This is a genomic window from Thermosynechococcus sp. PP555, assembly GCF_031583225.1.
Lineage (GTDB): Bacteria > Cyanobacteriota > Cyanobacteriia > Thermosynechococcales > Thermosynechococcaceae > Thermosynechococcus.
Genome location: NZ_CP134168.1, coordinates 1,577,238 through 1,594,536, shown reverse-complemented (window position 1 = coordinate 1,594,536; position 17,299 = coordinate 1,577,238). Strand labels below are relative to the sequence as shown.

Sequence of the window (17,299 nt, the reverse complement as noted above, 5' to 3'; positions counted from 1 at the left end):
TAACGGTACAGGGAATTGTCCCTAAACCCGGCTCAAGACAAAAAGGCTCCCCTCATTGCCGCGGGCAATTCGCAAATCCTCATCAAGGTAAGTGATATCGAGCCAGCCCTGTTGATCATTGCTGTTGAGGGGGACATCTAGGGCAATCAGCGGCTGACGGCTGTGGAGTTGGGGAATGAACTGGGAGGGAGAATAGTAATTGAGCCACTGACGCAACCCAACAATGGAGCGTTCAAAGTACACCTGTACCCGCTGTTGGGTCAAGGGTTCAAACCGCGCCAAGACACTGATAATCCCCTCTAGGAAGGGCAAGCCGTAGAGTTCAGCGATATTGTAGATGCGCTGCTGCTGCGGACGAATGCACTGATAAATTTGCCCAAGCTTGACAATTGGGGAGCGATCTAGAGCAAGCAGCGCCTGACTACTGGTGTAGATGAGTCGCCAATCCCCGGCAAGTTTTTCGAGGGCATTGAGGGGATCGGGGGTGGGATTCATGGTTTCAAGGGAAGCGGCAAGGGCGGCCACCTGTTTGCGATCGCGCGGTGTGGCTAGAATGCCTCGATTCAGGCCAGCGATCGCCATCAGTAACTCTGTCTTTGCCACAGTTCACCCCTCCTAGTACAAGCAACTTTTTTGCCCCTATGGGTTGCGTCAAGACCCCCCTAATTCGAGAATGGGAAAAACCTCCCTCCCATTCAGGTTAGCGAAATGCGGATCGCGCTATTTACCGAGACCTTTCTTCCCAAGATTGATGGCATTGTGACCCGTTTGTGTCAAACCGTCCGACATCTGCAACGGAATGGCCATCAGGTGTTGGTGGTGGCTCCCGAGGGCGGGCTGGATTATTACGAAGGCGCGCAGATCTACGGTGTCTCCGGTTTTCCCCTCCCATTGTATCCTGAACTCAAACTCGCCCTGCCACGACCCGCCATTGGTCAAGCCCTAGAGGCCTTTGCACCCGATCTGATCCATGTGGCGAACCCAGCGGTCTTGGGGGTAGCGGGTCTGTACTATGCGCAGAAATTCCACTTGCCTTTGGTCGCTTCCTACCACACCCATTTGCCGCAATACCTGAAGTACTATGGCTTGGGGTTTCTTGAAGAGGTGCTCTGGTCGCTGCTGCGGTTGGCCCATAACCGTGCTCAACTCAACTTGTGTACCTCAACGGCAATGGTGGCAGAACTGAAAGCGCACGGCATTCGCCATCTGGATCTCTGGCAGCGGGGGGTAGATGTGGAGTTGTTTCATCCGCAGCGCCAAAGTCAAGAAATGCGCTCCTTTCTCAGCCAAGGGTATCCAGAAGCCCCCCTATTGCTCTACGTTGGCCGCCTCTCCGCGGAAAAGGAAATTGAGCAGATTAAGCCCATTCTGGAGCAGATTCCTCAGGCGCGACTGGCACTCGTGGGCAATGGTCCGCATCGGGAGGCACTTGAAAAACACTTTGCCGGTACCCCCACGCATTTTGTGGGCTATCTGCGCGGTGAACGCTTGGCAGCAGCTTTTGCCTCGGCGGATGTCTTTGTCTTTCCCTCGCGCACGGAAACCCTTGGCTTGGTTCTTTTAGAAGCGATGGCCGCAGGCTGTCCTGTGGTGGCTGCCAACAGTGGGGGGATTCCGGATATTGTCACTGATGGGGTGAATGGGTTTTTGTTTGACCCAGCGGATTCTACAGGAGCGATTACGGCTTGTCAGCGCCTCTTTGACTCTCCGAGCGATCGCGAGACCCTACGCCAAAATGCCCGCCAAGAAGCTGAACGCTGGAGTTGGGCGGCGGCCACCCAGCAACTAGAGCAGTACTACCAGTCAGTTTTGCCAACCAAACATCAGGATACAGTTTTAACTTGCTAAATGCGGTAAATATTGCTGGCATAGCTAATTTCCTTTATAGGGGGCGATCACAGTCCCTAAGCCATGCAATACACTTGATGATCGCAAGTAAAGATTTCTAAAATTTATGCATATTATTCCTTGAAATTTATAGCTATTCCAATAAAAAATGAGATATCATCCAGCACAATACTTGCGAATCACCTCATCAATCGAACTGTTTGACCCTGCATACATCCGCGCTCGCTTCAGCGCACTGAAGTCGTGCTCAATTACATTCAAATCAGGAGAGTATTTCGGTAAAAATAACACCTCGTGACCCGCCGCTTTGACCGCTTCCTGAATCGCCCCTTTCGGATGAATCGGTGCATTATCCATAATCAACAACGAAGGTCTCTTTAATGCCGGCAAACAGTACTGACTCAGCCAGCTCACAAACCCTACCGCATTCAAGTATCCGCAAAACAGCATTGGGGCGATGAAGTCTTTCTGGTGTCTATACCGTCCTGCGACTCAACTCTCTCTTTTCTGACGCTTCCCCGCTCGCTCTCCATAAATTCGTTCACCTCGCGCTGACCACCCATACTCACACTCTACTCGAGAGTCAAACCCCGTCTCATCGATATAGACTACCGTTTCCTCCCCATGGCTCTCTACCCATGTGTCGAGCTGTTGTTGATACGCTTGCCGCTCTGCCTCACACCCTTCTTGGTAGCGTATCTGTTTTTCTTTCGAGTGATGCCCATCCGGTTGAGGGCGTAACTAATGGTGGAAACTTGGACGCCAAATCGCTGGGCACGGTCGATTAAACGGTCATCGGGATGGGCAGCAACATCGGCTGCTAAGGCCGCCCAATCCAGCTTCCAAGGACGACGGGGGACAACTGTGGGGGCTAAGTCGTCTCGCTTCAGCCAGCGATGGATAGTGGCGCGGCTCACCTGAAAAATTTGAGTCGCTTCACTGATTTTGCCACCTTGCTTGATATAGGAGACAACCCGCTCTCGTAAGTCCAAGCTATAGCTCATATTCTTGAGTAACATTCATGACGCTTTGAGTATAGCCTATCCCTCTTGAAAATATCTCATCTCCTTTCGAAATGGCTATAGTTCGCCTAATAGCGGCAGATCGAGGGTGGCTTGCTTGCCTTGGAGGACGACGTAAAAGCCACCGAGGCCAAGGGGGTCAATGAGTTGGTGCAGTGATTGATGGCGGTTGAGAGCTTGGAGGAGATTGCCATTCCTCTGTTGTTGTGCTAGTAGGCGATCGCCCAAACCCAAGGCCATGAGAAATAAACTCTGGCGGGTGACATAGAGGGTTTCAAGGCCAAAGTGCTCACCATAGCGCGTCAAGGCGGTCACATCCACATGAGCCGTAATGTCCTGCTGGCCCACAAAACAGTAGGGATTGTCGTGGTAGCGGTGTTGATAGTAGCACTGCAAGGTACCCTCACAGCGGGCAGGATGATAGTATTGCTGGGCGGGATAACCATAGTCAATGGTGAGAACAAAGCCCCGCTCTAGGTGCTGACTCAGATCCTTGAGCCAGGGGATGAGGTTCAAATTAACCTCGGTACGGTAGCCGTCGCTGTAGCCCTGCTGCTGCGGATTAATGCCAACGGTGGCAAAGTACTTGTGAATGCGATCGCCACTCAAGGGACGCAAAACCTCTTGAAACTCCCCTTGGGCATTGAGGCTGACGTAAATTTCCTGCCAATTGCTCCCCTGCCATTGCAGCCGATGCACTGGGAATGCATCCACGAGTTCATTGCTAAAAATACAGCCAACGATGGGTTCAGCCGCTGTGCTAGAATCCAGCCAGTGCAGGCGATCGCCCCAAGGAGCCAAGCGTTGCCGTTGGCGTTCCCGTAAAGTGGGGGACTGCTCTTGAATCTGGTACTCCAGGGCGGTAAAGAAATCGGGGTAGGTCGCTTGGCTATAGCCCAAGACCCCAGCCGCAAATTGGCCTTCACCCGCCCCCATCTCCAACAGGGTAAACTGCTGCGGTCGCTCCAAGGCGTGCCACATCTGCACAAAAGCCTCAGTGAGCAGTTCCGCAAAATCCCTCGTCAGACTACTGGACGTGATAAAGTCGCCGCGCCGACCAATTTGTATTTGGGGACGGTTGTAGTAGCCCCACTGCGGTGCATAGAGAGCCAAGGCCATAAACTCACAGAAGGAAATGGCGCCCGCTGCCCTGATGCGCTCCTGAAGGTCGGCCAATAGCTGAGTGCCCTTTGGCATCAATCATCCACTCCGGCAATGGGGGCAAACCCTTGGCGCTGCACATTCTCGGTAATGACACGCGGTTCCAGAAATTGCAGTAGGTAATCGCGGCCACCCGCTTTGGAACCGATCCCTGAGAGCTTAAAGCCACCAAAGGGCTGCCGATCCACGATCGCCCCCGTAATCCCACGGTTGATGTACAGGTTCCCTACGGCAAATTGGGCTTTGGCCTGCTGAATATGGGACGGTGTCCGCGAATAGAGCCCCCCCGTCAGGGCATAGGCCGTGGCATTGGCAATTTCAAGGGCTTGGCTGAAGGTTTCTGCCCGCAGTACCGCTAGCACCGGGCCAAAAATTTCCTCTTGGGCGAGCGTGGCGGTGGGGGGGACGTTGGTAAAGATGGTAGGGGAGACAAAATACCCCACCTCCGGTACCGGTACACTCAAGGTCAGTTCCGCTTCCCGCTGTCCCTTGGCAATGTATTCCTGAATGCGATCGCGGGCGGCTGCGGTCACCACCGGTCCAACACGGGTACTGGGCAAATGGGCAGGCCCAATATTGAGGGACTTGGTGGCCTCCACTAAGCGCTGCACAAAGGGTTGATAGATGGACTCGAGGACAATCACCCGCGAACAGGCGGAGCATTTTTGGCCGCTGTAGCCAAAGGCCGATTGTACCACCCCCGCCACTGCCTGATCTAAGTCGGCACTTTCGTCAATGATAATGGCGTTTTTGCCCCCCATCTCAGCAATCACCCGTTTGATGTGGGTTTGTCCCCGCTGCAACACCGCTGCCTCAGCAATAATGCGGCAACCCACCTCTTGGGAGCCAGTAAAGGCAATGAGATGCACATCGGGGTGTTTTGTCAAATAGGGGCCAATCACCGATCCTCGCCCCGGCAGAAACTGAAATACCCCGCGGGGAAAACCAGCGGCAATGAGAATTTCAGCCAGCTTCGCTGCAACCACAGCCGCCGGATCCGCGGGCTTGAGGATGGTACAGTTGCCTGTGACTAAGGCGGCCACGGTCATACCGGTGGGAATCGCTAGGGGAAAGTTCCAAGGGGAAATGACGACTGCAATGCCGCGACCTTGGTAGTGGTAATGGTTGGTTTCACCGGGAAAGTTGCGGTCATAGCCGCTGCTGAGGCGCTCCATTTCATCGGCGTAGTAGCGGCAAAAATCAACGGCTTCGGAGACTTCGGCATCCCCTTCCGCCACCACCTTGCCCACTTCATAGCACATCCAAGCCACCAGTTCATGGCGTTGTGCCTCGAGGAGATCCGCTGCCCGCCGTAGCAGGATGGCCCGTTCGGCTACGGGAGTCTGTTGCCACTGCGCTTGAGCGGCTTTGGCAGCCCGGATTGCATGATCGGCATCCTCAATGGTGGCCAAGCCAACGCGACCCACGATTTCCTCTGGCTGTGAGGGGTTGAGGGACTCACTGTATTCGAGGGTATTGACGCGATCGCCATTGATGATGGGGGTATAGGTTTGCCCTAGTTGGCGATGGACATGAATTAAGGCCGCTTGAATCGCTTCCCGCTGGCTGGCGCGGGCATAGTCGCTATTGGCGGCATTGACAAAGGTTGAGGTCTTGCCGGTGGTCAGATGAACGTTCACTGCCCTAAAGTCTGCCGTTGGTTCTGGCGGTGCCAAGAGTGCGTCAATATTTACCGCTCCCAATTGTTGGCGCAAAAAGGAACTATTGGCCGTATTTTCCAAGAGCCGCCGAATCAGGTAGGCCATCCCCGGAATCAGCTCACCGTAGGGACAATAGACCCGCACCGTCTGCCCCGCTTCCACAAGAGCCTTGGCAAGTTTATCGGCCATACCATAGAGAACTTGGCATTCCATGGCCGTGGGCGGAATGTGCTGATGTTGGGCGATCGCGATCGCCCGCGCTTGGGAACGCACATTATGACTCGCAACTGCTGTGCGCAAAAGCGTGTGGTGACTCAGGAGCAGTTCAATCACCCGCTCAAAGTTGGCGTCGGTATCTTGCTTGTGTTGATAGACGGGCAATGGCCAGTCATTTTGTACCGCCTTAATCAGTTCTTGATCCCAGTAGGCGCCCTTGACCACCCGCACGGTGATTGGTGTCCCCCGCTGTTGCACCCAAGTAATCAGGTCTTGGGCATCTTGGTAACTATCCCGCAAATAGGCTTGCAGGGTCAGCCCGACATCAGCGCGATCGCGAAACTCTGGCTCTAGCAAAATGTCCTTGAGGATTGCAAGGGTAATGTCTTTGTAGGCATACTGCTCCATGTCAAAGTGCACCGCTACCCCCAATTCTTGGGCACGATGCAACAGCCGCCGAATCGGTTCCCCCACCTTGGCACGGCAGCCAGACACATCCAAAGGATCAAACTGCGAGTAGAAGGCCGTCAGCTTCACGGAGACTTGGACTGGATTCACCCCTTCCCGCTGACCCAAGGGGCTGAGTTGCTGCATCAAGTCAAGGTAGCGATCGCAATACTGCTGCGCCTCTGCCTCCGTAATCACCGCTTCCCCAAGAATATCCATCGTCACCAGCATGCCCTGCTTGCGTAGGCGGCCAATGGTTTTCAGCACCTGCTCGGTGGTTTCACCAGCAATGTACTTGTGGGCAAGGGCTTGAACCGCTGTTGTGAAGGTGGTTGCCGCTGCTTGGGCGGGCAGGGAATCCGGCTGAGCAAAGTTCAAGAGTTTTTTTAGGCCTTCCGGCAACTCCACACTGGGGTCACTGAGGTACTCCTGCAAGTGGCGTGCCACCTCGGCTTTACTGCGCAGACTCGGCAGGCAGTCAATGAGGCGAAAGAGTTGCACCCGTAGCCCCGGATGTTCCATCGCCCAGCCGAGGAGTTTATCTTCAATGCGCATTTGCTCCCGCAGTTGACTGAAAAAGTTGCGGGACTCTTGACTAGCCGCCCACAGTTGACGGGCGATCGCGATCGTTTGTGCTTCGTAAAGACCAGTCACGGAGAATCTTGGGTGAGGAGCAGCCTTTCCTATTTTCCCATGTCCTCTAAAGCAAACAACCAAATTCTTAGCAGGGACGAATCAATCGGTGGTTAGCTCGCACCAAGCAAATGTGATTCTCCTCACCAATGGACACCTTGAACCAAGGCAATCCTCGACTATCGGTAATCGTGGCAAAGCCTGCGGGTGTGATATTGGCTCTTAAAACAGTGCCTGTGGGAAAGCGGTGCACCACCGGCCAGCGCATAATCGCCAGCTCCCAGCCTAGGGAGCAAATCTGCGTTGTGGAATAGCGAAAATCTAAAGAAATAGAGAAGTATGTACAGTGGTTGGGGACGTTGTTTATCTGCCTGTCTGAGTGAAAACCAATCAAACCATCTGATGGCCTTAGCACCTCAACAACCCTCTCTCTACGCCAGTGTGCTTGTGGACTGTCCGGCGGCAAGCGAGGCTTACACTTACCAAGTTCCTGCGGGTTGGTGTCTCCAAGGGGGCGAGGTGGTGGAAGTACCCTTTGGCTCCCAAGTGGTGCGGGGGATTGTCCTCGAGGTACTAGAAACTGTAGCCCCATCCGTCGATCCACAGCGCTTGCGATCGCTCCTTGAAGTGGTTGACCAGCAGCTTTTTCCCAAGGACTATTGGGCGTTGTTAGAACAAATTGCCACGTACTACTGCACGCCTTTAATTCAAGTGGTGCGCACTGCTCTGCCGCCGGGGGTCTTGGGGCGATCGCAACGGCGGGTGCGCCTGCGGCGCCAACAGGGGATTCCCCCCCTGTCAGAACAGGGGCAACATCTGCTGCGCTTTCTCCAGACCAAGGGTAATGGGGACTACAGTGTGCGCTACCTCCAGCAACAGCTTCCCAAGGTTGAGCGTGCCCTCGCAGAACTCGAACGCCTTGGCTTGGTGGAAACCTACTTAGCGGCACCCGCTAGTCAACAGCCAAAACAGCAGCAGGCAGTGATCCTCCTCAATAGTGAAGGCGAGACCTTAACGCAGCGGCAGCGCCAAATCCTCCGCTATTTGCAGCAGCAGGGTCGCGATTGCTGGCTACAAGAGGTGGTCAAGGCCACCGGCACCACCGCCCAAACGCTCCATCGCCTTGCCGCCAAAGGATACATTGCCATTGTCGAGCAGCAGCACTGCCGCATTGAACAGGGGGTAGCGGTGACACCGGATCGGCCAAAAGCCCTCACCCCTGCCCAAGCCACTGCCCTGCAAGCCATTTCAGCACACCTAGACTGTGCCCAAACCTTTCTCCTGCACGGGGTGACGGGGTCGGGCAAAACGGAAGTCTATCTGCAAGCAATAGCTGAGTGCCTAGGGCGAGGGCGATCGGCCTTGCTGCTAGTGCCGGAGATTGGCTTGACGCCTCAACTGACGGATCGCGTGCGTGCTCGCTTTGGTGAACGCCTGTTGGTCTATCACAGTGGTCTCAGTGAGGGGGAGCGCTACGATACTTGGCGGTTGACGCTGATGCCGCAGCCACGGGTAATCATTGGCACGCGATCGGCGGTTCTGCTGCCCTTGGTGGGCTTGGGTTTGATCATTCTGGATGAAGAGCACGACAGCGGCTACAAACAGGATCAACCTCAGCCCTGCTACCATGCCCGTACCGTTGCCCAGTGGCGATCGCGCCAGCAACAGTGTCCCCTGATTTTAGGAACCGCTACCCCTGCCCTCAGCACTTGGCAGGCTGTCCAAACCGGCCAGATTCAGATCCTTTCCCTTCCCCAGCGTATCCACGCCACCCCCCTACCCCCCATCACCGTCGTGGATATGCGCCAAGAATTGCACCGTGGCAACCGTTCCATGCTCAGTCGTCCGCTGCAAGACGCTCTAGGGAATCTTCAGGGACAGCAGGCAATTCTCTTTGTACCGCGGCGGGGTCACAGTACCTTTGTCTCCTGTCGCAGTTGTGGCACAGTGATCTACTGTCCCCATTGCAGCGTCTCTCTCACTGGACACCTCTTTGGCGAGGAGATGGAAGTGCTGCGCTGTCACTATTGCAACTATAGCCAAGCCGTACCGCAGCGTTGTCCCAGTTGTGCCTCCCCCTATCTCAAGCCCTTTGGTGGCGGGACGCAGCGGGTGGTGAGTGAACTGAATCGCCTCTTGCCGCAGTTGCGAGTTCTGCGCTTTGACAGTGATACGACCCAACGCAAGGGTGCCCATCGCCGGTTACTGGCTCAGTTTGCCGCCGGCGAAGCTGATGTGATGGTGGGGACACAAATGCTGACGAAGGGCATTGATCTGCCGCAGGTCGCCCTCGTGGGAATTTTGGCTGCCGATAGTCTCCTGCACTTGCCTGATTATCAGGCGGCAGAACGCACGTTTCAAATCCTCACCCAAGTGGCGGGGCGATCGGGCCGGGGGACACACCCCGGTAAAGTCATTCTCCAAACCTATGTGCCGCAGCATCCAGTGATTACAGCGGTCAAAGCCTATGACTGGGACACCTTTGCTACCCAGGAGCTAAGTAGCCGTGCCCCCTTGGGCTATCCCCCCTATGCCCAACTAATCCTTCTGCGCTTGAGTAGTCCCGATGCTGAGGAGGTGGCCGCAACGGCTCAGGCGATCGCCCAACAGCTCCAAACGTTAGCCCCAGTTTCTCAGGGAGAATGGGAAGTACTTGGCCCCGCCCCGGCCGCGATCGCCAAAATTGCTGGCCGCTACCGCTGGCAAATTTTACTCAAGGGCAAACTAGAACGAGTTTCTAACCTCAGCCCAGCCCTCATGCACCTCAAGGAGCAGTGTCCCCGCTCAACCCGCCTCAGTATTGATGTTGACCCCCTGAACTTTCTCTAGGGGGGCTTCAGTAAACCACCACAGTGCTGTGACCGGCACGACCCCCAAAACAAATCCCAGCGTTGCCGGAATCCAAAAACGTTGATCCAAGGACGTGAGGGTAATCATCGCCCCAAAGGCAAAATTCACCAGATACACCACCAAGGGGGTAATGAGTTGCCCACGGTTCACCACCATTGGCTTTGGCCACCAAGTGATCATCGCCAGCCCCATAAATACGGCTCCTGTGCCCGTCCATCCCAGAATGTTGCGGTAAGGCATCCCAAAGAATTCACCGACATCCTGAAATTGCCAAAAAGGAATGGCAGTTTGACTCATGGCCGGATCAAGGACAAAATCCCAAGCGGTTAAAAAGATTGCTCCCAAGCCCACGGTGATCAGGGCTGCCCCCAAGCCCACGCCCTTGCCTTCCCGCAGCGGACGACTGATGAAGCCACTGTAGGCCAAAAGAAACGTGACTAGCCCCATATAAAACCAAGAGAGGGGAATGGTGAAGGGCACCAGTCCAGCAATTTTGTGCCCCAAACCACTGAGGTAACCATAATGGCCAAAGGGAAAGCCGGTACTCGTCCCCAACAGTTCACTGGTAAGGGAAATGCCCACCGCTGGCAGCAAAAAGCCAAGCAGTTTGCCAAGGCCAAAGTTGCGATAGGTGTGAAGGGCGATCGCCAGTGCGCCGAGGACAATATAAACGACACCCCCACTCCCCATACTCCATTGAAAAAGCTGCTGACCCCAGGCGGGCAACGCCAGAATAAACTCGGGATGGGGAACGACGAGGAGCAACCCCGCTAAGCCAAAGGCCATCGCCACAATATGACCAACTAGGCACACCTGCTCCGCAACGAAAAGCGCGTTCTTGGGTTTCATAGGGGCAATCTCAAAGGGGCAATCGTTTACAAATGTTAATATGTTAATGTACCACTGTTCCCACTGTCGTCTATCCACCTCAAAAAGGCAGTTGGATTTCGCCAAGGGCATCATAGATTGCCAACAATCCTGCCCCCAAGCTAGCACTCAGCGTTAGCCCCCAACTCCAAACCGCCCCTTCAGAAAATTGCGGACGACGCTGAAGCACTTGCCCATAGCCCCGCAGCCGCATTGCCAGATAGATCTGCTGTGCCCGTTCCTCGGCGCGAATGAGAAAGATACCAATCACCTGTGCCCACGGGCGAAGGCGGCGCCAACTCAAGCGAAATCCCCGCAGAAAGAGTGCCTGCTGCATTTGTGTCAACTGACTCTCTAGCTCAAAGAGATAGCGATAGGTCAAAGCCAGCGTATCCACCAACAGGGGGGGGAGCCCCCACCAGCGACAGACCCGCACCCATTCACTAAACGTCAAGCTTTCTAGCAACACCACGCCAAGGGCAAGACACAAGACCAAGCGCCATGTGAGGAGCAGTGCGATCGGCCACGCCGTAACCGCCAACAGTAACCACAGTCCCAGAAAAAAGAGCCCCATCTGCTGCAGACGTTTGCCCAAGCGCTGCCAAGGGACATGGCTCAGGAGATAGAGGAGCGCCACAAGCAAGGTCGCGATCGCCAGACTGTCTAACCGCCGCAAACTACTAATGCAAAAAATCCACAGGAGAATCGCCATCACCCGTGCCGGCGGCGACCAGTAGCGAAAGCTCAAGGGTTATGCCCTAATTAATGTGTTGACTACGCAAAAAGCGATCAATATCGTTATTGGCACCAATCACCACCATAATGTCCCCTTTATTGAGCTTTTGGTTGGGACTGGGATTGATCTCAAACTTATCATCAAAGCGCAGGGCAATGAGGTTGAGGCCATAGCGACTACGGAGTTCCACCTCGGCAACTGTGCGATTGTGAAATGCCTCAGGCACTTTGACTTCGACAATACTTTTTTCGGGGTCAAGGTCAAACCAATCGAGAATCGCTGGGCGGGTGAGCGATCGCGCCAGTTCACAACCCGCCTCATACTCTGGAAAGACCACCCGATCTGCCCCCACTCGCTCTAAGAGTTTTTTATGAATCTCTGAGGAAGCCTTGGCAATGACATTGGGCACGCCTGCCTCCTTTAGGTTCAATGTCGTGATAATACTGGCGTCGAGATGGTTGCCAATGGCCACAATTACCGTTTCAAACTCAAACAGACCCGCCTCCTTGAGGGCTTGGGGATCCGTGGAATCCAGTTGAATCGCATGATCCACAATGTGATCCTGAAGCACTTGATTCACCAATCGCTCTTGGTTATCACTGCCGAGCACCTCATAGCCCATGCTGTGCAGGGTCTCGCACACCCCCCGGCCAAACCGCCCTAGGCCAATCACCGCATACTGCTGCGAGATCTTGACCCCCCGCCCGCGAAAGAGCATTGCTCCAAAATCCACCATTCCTGAGTTTCCTATTGGCTTTGCGATGCCGATGATGACCCTTTTCTAACATATGGGATACATAGGGGGGATGCAATCTAGCAATTAAATTTTTGGCCGTATTCGATCGCTGTGAAAAGGGCTGTAATTGATCATGCCCTTAAGGAGTGGACGCTGAGCCGCCTGAATGGGTCAGTTCTTGGAGTCGCTGACGAATGTGTGCAGCACTGGCACGGGGAGAAAAGCGCGGTACGGGAAGCACTTGCGTTCCAATCACTAGGTAGAGAACAGGAATCTCGTATTGATAGGCTTGCCACCAATCCTCGCGGCTGGTGATGTCGCGTACCTCAAGGGTAAATTCCTTCAGAGTGGCCAGCTTCTCTTGTAGTCCTTCACAGAGGTGACAGCCGGGCTTGCTATAGAGAATCAGATGGGTCACGGTTGCGGCGCAGAAACGAGGGGGGTATCGCCAATATGACGGTGATCCCGCAGGCCAAAAATGGCTTCTACATGGCGGTAGTGCTTCATTTCAATCAGGTTGTGGAAGGGGTCTGCGAGAAAGAACGTTTGGTGCTCTAGGGGGGTATTGGCAAAGCGGGTACGCGGTGGCTGGTAAAAGTCAAGTCCCTTCTTGATCACGCGATCGCAGAGGTTTTGCCAGTCGGCTCGTGCCAAGAAAATCAAGCCAAAGTGGCGCGGATAAATGCTCTTGGGTGGGGTTAAGGGTTCATCCGTGACGTGAGCCACCAGTTGATGGCCATAGAGCTTCATGATCAGGCAGTGGGGATTTTCGCGCCCCGGTTCACAGCCCAACCCATCAATGTAGTAGGCCTTGGTGTCCGCCAAATTACTGACAGGAAAGGCAAGGTGAAATAAAACGGGAGCGATCGCCAACTGAGCCATAGATTTCTCTCGAACTGAAAATGGCTAAATTAGCCGCTATTTTAGCAGGAGAACCGGCTTTCGGTCTGCTTCCCAAGTCGAGTCAAGTATCAATCCCCAGTATTGTTGTTTATCGGCAACGGAATGGATAACAGGGGTAATAGGGGTAATAAACGGGTGAATAGGGGGGCGGGTAAATTACGGGGCGAGGCGGATAGGGCACTGGCACAATAATGTAGGTTTGAGATTGCTGCGGCGGACGGTAAATGACGGGATTGTAGGGACTGTACTGCGGTGTCCGTGGCCGCCCAAAGGACTCTAGCCCTGGGAAAAAGACATCAACCCCCGGCTGATTAGGAAAGAGGGGATAGGCGGCACGACTGGGGGGAGCGATCGCCACCAGCGTAGCTAAGCTACTGATGGCCAACGGCAGGAAGCGTAACATAGATGCCTCCAAGGAGAGAGTGATCCGCTGATTCTGACGTGGCGGTGCCTAGGGAAGTTCCCGTAGAACACGACTCAAAATATCCACCATTTGATCAATGTGCGATCGCTCCACAATCAGCGGTGGTGAGAGGGCAATAATATCCCCCGTGACACGAATCAGTAGTCCCGCTTCAAAGGCACGACAGAGGGCATCATAGCCCCGTGCCCCTCCTTGCCCCTCCCGTGGCGCCAATTCAATCCCTGCCACCAAGCCCAAGTTGCGAATATCAATGACATGGGGCAGACCCCGTAGGCTGTGGATGGCCTCCTGCCAATAGGGCGCCAGGGAAGCCGCCCGCTCAAATAGGGCTTCTTTCTCGTAGATCTCTAGGGTTGCCAAGGCGGCCGCACAGGCAAGGGGATGTCCCGAATAGGTGTAGCCATGGAAAAACTCAATTTGCCCCGCGGGGCCTTGCATGAAGGTGTCGTAAATCTCATCGCGGACAATCACCGCTCCCATGGGTACAGCGGCATTGGTTAGACCCTTGGCAACCGTGATGAGGTCTGGAGTCACACCAAAGTACTGACTGGCAAAGGGAGCACCCAACCGCCCAAAGCCAGTAATTACTTCGTCGAAGATGAGCAGGATACCATGGCGATCGCAAATGGCACGCAGGCGTTCCAAGTATCCTTGGGGCGGAATCAATACCCCCGTAGAGCCAGCGAGGGGTTCAACAATCACTGCCGCAATCGTCGAGGCATCATGCAGCGCCACTAAGCGTTCTAGCTCATCGGCTAAATGTGCTCCCCAAGCGGGTTGCCCCTTGCTGAAGGCATTGTGCTCAAGGTTGTGGGTGTGGGGCAGATGATCCACTCCTGCCAAGAGAGAACCAAAGAACTTGCGATTGGGCGCAATTCCCCCCACTGAAATTCCACCAAAGCCGACCCCGTGATAGCCCCGCTCACGCCCAATGAGCCGTTGTCGTGTCCCTTCTCCCCGCAGCCGATGGTAGGCAAGAGCAATTTTCAAGGCTGTATCCACGGCCTCAGAGCCAGAGTTGGCAAAAAAGACATGGTTGAGGGGATCAGGGGTAATGGCACGCAGGCGATCGGCCACCTGAAATGGCCCCGGATGTCCCATCTGAAATGTGGGGGCAAAATCCAGTGTTGCTGCCTGTTGGGCGATCGCGCTGACAATTTCTGGACGGCAGTGGCCGGCATTGACACACCACAACCCGGCGGTGCCATCGAGAATCTCACGGCCATCAATGCTCCTGTAGTACATCCCGGCTGCCGAAACAAGGAGCCGAGGGCTTTGCTTGAACTGGCGGTTGGCCGTAAAGGGCATCCAGAAGGGGTCGAGGTTGAGATCCGCAAGGGTGGGCAGCGTCATCAGACTAAAACTGGTTCGTATTATCCGTCGTGGGCATGAGCCCAATAATATCGCGGTAGGCCGCCACAATGACACAACTACTCCAAGGAATAGTCACCAGCATCCCCACACAGCAGAGGCAAAAGCCCAAGATATTGAAGAAAATGATTGACACGCTGAGAAAAAAGAAGCTCCACCAATCGCGGGAAACTAAGCGGCGGCTGGTTTCTAGTGCCGGCCACACATCAAACCGGTGTTCCACCACCAAAGGCACAGCAAACATATAGGCTACCCCAAAGTAAACCCCCGGCAGCAGCAGGATGGCACCCACCAAGATGAAAACGGGGGTCAGGGCATCCGGCACAGCGGGAAGCTGCTCCAGTAACGCTAGCAGTTGTTCTAAGTCGGCATCGGGTTCCGCTGCTTCAGCCGCCGCCCGCCTTAATATGCTTTGCCAGAAGGGCAACCCCGCAATCATGAATAGAATGCTGGCACTAATCACAAACACATTCGTAATCAAACCGATGATCAAGTTCGTCAGAAAAATTGGCAAAAAGTAGTTGTTTTTGAACGCATTAAAAAAGTCGCTAAATTCGGGTCTTTGGTTGCGGGCAATGCGAAAGCTGAAAAAGTAGTAGCCTGCGGCGAAGAGGCCTGCCAAAATCGTGCTAACAATCGGGCCAGCCCCCGGAATGTTGTTGAGCACACCATTGATAATCATTGCCAGAATGAGAAAACCAATGTAGGCAGCGGGTTGAGTGCTGAAAATTTGCCAGCCCTCATTGAGGTATTGACCAATCCGTACTTGATAGGGGCGGTTGGCGATCGCTTGGGGAGTATGTTCTGACTCACTGTACATAATGGCGGTTCCAAGGGGTTGCCTCTAGCCTAGCGATCGCTTCGGGTTGCGCCAATTGTCAATGTGTCACTTCTTCACCTTTCTAAAACATCGGATATAAGTCTTTCCTGTAGCCATAATGTTGAGTGTGTTCAATCCAATCCATGGGACAAGACTTGTATTTAATACCAGCTCTTTGTAACATTGAGCTTAATAAATAGGTCTTAAACGAGGGAACTGTCTATCCTAAAACTGAAGTCATCTCAGTAGGAGACCTTCATGGCTCGCCTGCTTGTCCTCACAATTACAGAAAGCTCTGAAGAACTGCAGCGACGCCTACAACATGAAACCGATGCTCGACAGCAGGAACGCTTGCAGATGCTCTACTGGCTGAAGCAAGGACTTGTCCACAGCCGCCCACAAATTGCCCAATTGCTCCATTGCAACGAGTCCACCATTACTCGCTGGCTGAACGCCTATCGCCAACGAGGACTCCAGCAGTTATTGGCAGTCAAGACGCCCCCCGGAGCCGCCCGCATCATCCTAAGACGGCGGTTTGGCCAGTTACCAGCTGGCCTTGAGGAGCGCATTCGCCAGCTCCCTCCCCCTCAAATCGAAGCATTGGCAGAGGCTCTCTTGGACTTCACTGCCCTAGAGGAAGTGTTTGCATGGCTAGAGCGCTCCACCTAGCCCATGCGCCGTGACTCTCTTTTTTACCAACTGTTTGCCCAGCTGCCCCAGACCCTCTTTGACCTTTTGGGCAGAGACACACCGCAGGGGTATCGTTTTGACTCCGTGGAGCTGAAGCAAACGGCCTTTCGCATGGATGGCGTCTTCGTGCCCCCTGACCCCTCAGGAATAGTCTATTTCTGTGAGGTGCAGTTTCAGCGCGATAACACCTTCTACGAGCGCTTCTTTGCAGAAATCTTTCTCTACTTGCGTCTGTATCGCCAGACCTTCTCTGATTGGCAAGCGGTGGTCATTTATCCCCATCGTCAAGTGGAACAAGTGTCCTTTGAACCCTATGAGGTGTTGGTGAATAGTCATCGCCTGCATCGGGTCTATCTGAATGAACTCGGGTCACTTGAGGCATTGCCATTGAGCCTAGCGCTGATGCAGCTCACCGTGTTACCCGAAGCAGAGATGCCGACAGCAGCACGGTTGCTGGCAGAGCGGACTCGCACAGAGGCGGTTCCAAGGCCAGAAGCCATAATAGAGTTAATCACCACCATTGTGTTGTACAAGTTTACGGAGCTGAGTCGCGAGGAGGTGTTGCACATGCTGGGGTTTACCACGGAAGAGTTGAAGCGGACGCGGTTTTATCGGGACGTCTATGCTGAGGCACGGGAAGAGGGGTTACAAGAGGGGCGAGCACAAGGGCTAGAAGAAGGACGACAGGAAGGTCGGCAGGAAGGATTGCAGCAGGGATTGCAGCAGGGATTGCAGCAGGGAGAGACCCTTGTTGTTTTACGCCTCCTAAGACGGCGGTTTGGCGAGTTGCCAGCTGGCCTTGAGGAGCGCATTCGCCAGCTCTCTCCCCTTCAAATCGAAGCTCTGGCAGAGGCTCTCTTGGACTTCACTGCCCTAGAGGAAGTGTTTGCGTGGCTAGAGCGCTCCAGCTAGCC

Annotated in this window: 16 protein-coding genes and 1 pseudogene; 4 read left to right on the top strand and 13 right to left on the bottom strand. The window is 54.5% G+C overall.

The features are described from left to right. Positions 1-21: 21 nt before the first annotated feature. Positions 22-603, bottom strand: coding sequence for a PAP/fibrillin family protein (locus tag RHH27_RS07790; RefSeq protein ID WP_286649886.1), 582 nt, complete (start codon positions 601-603; stop codon positions 22-24). Positions 604-708: 105 nt separating this feature from the next. Here RHH27_RS07790 and RHH27_RS07785 point away from each other — a divergent pair, with 105 nt between their 5' ends. Next, positions 709-1,848 carry a glycosyltransferase family 1 protein gene (locus RHH27_RS07785; RefSeq protein ID WP_302677974.1) on the top strand — a complete coding sequence of 380 codons (1,140 nt, stop codon included), beginning with the start codon at positions 709-711 and terminating at the stop codon, positions 1,846-1,848. Between the two features lie 156 nt (positions 1,849-2,004). Here the strand turns inward: RHH27_RS07785 and RHH27_RS07780 are convergent. From RHH27_RS07780 to RHH27_RS07765, 4 genes and pseudogenes are all read right to left on the bottom strand, one after another. After that, a pseudogene (locus RHH27_RS07780) lies at positions 2,005-2,852 on the bottom strand (IS630 family transposase). 75 nt (positions 2,853-2,927) lie between these two features. Continuing rightward, the gene (locus tag RHH27_RS07775; RefSeq protein ID WP_302677973.1) at positions 2,928-4,067 is read right to left on the bottom strand and encodes a class I SAM-dependent methyltransferase; all 1,140 of its coding nucleotides are present in this window, start codon (positions 4,065-4,067) and stop codon (positions 2,928-2,930) included. Beyond that, positions 4,067-7,009 (bottom strand): L-glutamate gamma-semialdehyde dehydrogenase, encoded by a 2,943-nt coding sequence (gene pruA, locus RHH27_RS07770; RefSeq protein ID WP_302677972.1) that lies wholly within the window; start codon positions 7,007-7,009, stop codon positions 4,067-4,069. The genes RHH27_RS07775 and pruA overlap by 1 nt, the downstream gene beginning before the upstream one ends. Before the next feature lie 67 nt (positions 7,010-7,076). Next, complete coding sequence (locus RHH27_RS07765) at positions 7,077-7,256, bottom strand: hypothetical protein (RefSeq protein ID WP_206199660.1); 180 nt, start codon at positions 7,254-7,256, stop codon at positions 7,077-7,079. 134 nt (positions 7,257-7,390) lie between these two features. Here RHH27_RS07765 and priA point away from each other — a divergent pair, with 134 nt between their 5' ends. Beyond that, positions 7,391-9,817, top strand: coding sequence for a primosomal protein N' (gene priA, locus RHH27_RS07760; RefSeq protein ID WP_302677971.1), 2,427 nt, complete (start codon positions 7,391-7,393; stop codon positions 9,815-9,817). Here the strand turns inward: priA and cruF are convergent. The 8 genes from cruF to RHH27_RS07720 all read right to left on the bottom strand — a co-directional run bounded on the left by cruF (position 9,773) and on the right by RHH27_RS07720 (position 15,695). After that, positions 9,773-10,687 (bottom strand): gamma-carotene 1'-hydroxylase CruF, encoded by a 915-nt coding sequence (gene cruF, locus RHH27_RS07755; RefSeq protein WP_302676252.1) that lies wholly within the window; start codon positions 10,685-10,687, stop codon positions 9,773-9,775. The genes priA and cruF overlap by 45 nt on opposite strands. 79 nt (positions 10,688-10,766) lie before the next feature. Then, entirely contained in the window at positions 10,767-11,453 is a 687-nt protein-coding gene (locus tag RHH27_RS07750; RefSeq protein WP_302677970.1) for an energy-coupling factor transporter transmembrane protein EcfT, read from the bottom strand. A 10-nt stretch (positions 11,454-11,463) separates the two neighbouring features. Continuing rightward, positions 11,464-12,177 carry a TrkA family potassium uptake protein gene (locus tag RHH27_RS07745; RefSeq protein ID WP_302676254.1) on the bottom strand — a complete coding sequence of 238 codons (714 nt, stop codon included), beginning with the start codon at positions 12,175-12,177 and terminating at the stop codon, positions 11,464-11,466. A gap of 139 nt (positions 12,178-12,316) precedes the next feature. Then, complete coding sequence (locus RHH27_RS07740; RefSeq protein WP_206199655.1) at positions 12,317-12,595, bottom strand: glutaredoxin family protein; 279 nt, start codon at positions 12,593-12,595, stop codon at positions 12,317-12,319. Continuing rightward, complete coding sequence (locus RHH27_RS07735) at positions 12,592-13,059, bottom strand: VOC family protein (RefSeq protein ID WP_206199654.1); 468 nt, start codon at positions 13,057-13,059, stop codon at positions 12,592-12,594. The genes RHH27_RS07740 and RHH27_RS07735 overlap by 4 nt, the downstream gene beginning before the upstream one ends. Positions 13,060-13,168: 109 nt before the next feature. Further along, a complete protein-coding gene (locus RHH27_RS07730; protein WP_206199653.1) occupies positions 13,169-13,483 on the bottom strand; it encodes a hypothetical protein in 315 nt (104 codons plus the stop codon). A gap of 48 nt (positions 13,484-13,531) precedes the next feature. Next, on the bottom strand, positions 13,532-14,857 hold the full coding sequence (locus tag RHH27_RS07725; protein WP_302677969.1) for an aspartate aminotransferase family protein: 1,326 nt from the start codon (positions 14,855-14,857) through the stop codon (positions 13,532-13,534). A gap of 4 nt (positions 14,858-14,861) precedes the next feature. Continuing rightward, complete coding sequence (locus tag RHH27_RS07720; protein ID WP_206199651.1) at positions 14,862-15,695, bottom strand: DUF975 family protein; 834 nt, start codon at positions 15,693-15,695, stop codon at positions 14,862-14,864. Between the two features lie 258 nt (positions 15,696-15,953). Between RHH27_RS07720 and RHH27_RS07715 the strand changes: the two genes are divergently transcribed. Both RHH27_RS07715 and RHH27_RS07710 read left to right on the top strand, forming a co-directional pair. Next, positions 15,954-16,364: a DUF4351 domain-containing protein gene (locus RHH27_RS07715; RefSeq protein WP_302677968.1), complete on the top strand. Its 411-nt coding sequence runs from the start codon at positions 15,954-15,956 to the stop codon at positions 16,362-16,364. Positions 16,365-16,367: 3 nt separating this feature from the next. After that, a complete protein-coding gene (locus tag RHH27_RS07710) occupies positions 16,368-17,297 on the top strand; it encodes an Rpn family recombination-promoting nuclease/putative transposase (protein WP_302677967.1) in 930 nt (309 codons plus the stop codon). Positions 17,298-17,299 lie beyond the last annotated feature (2 nt).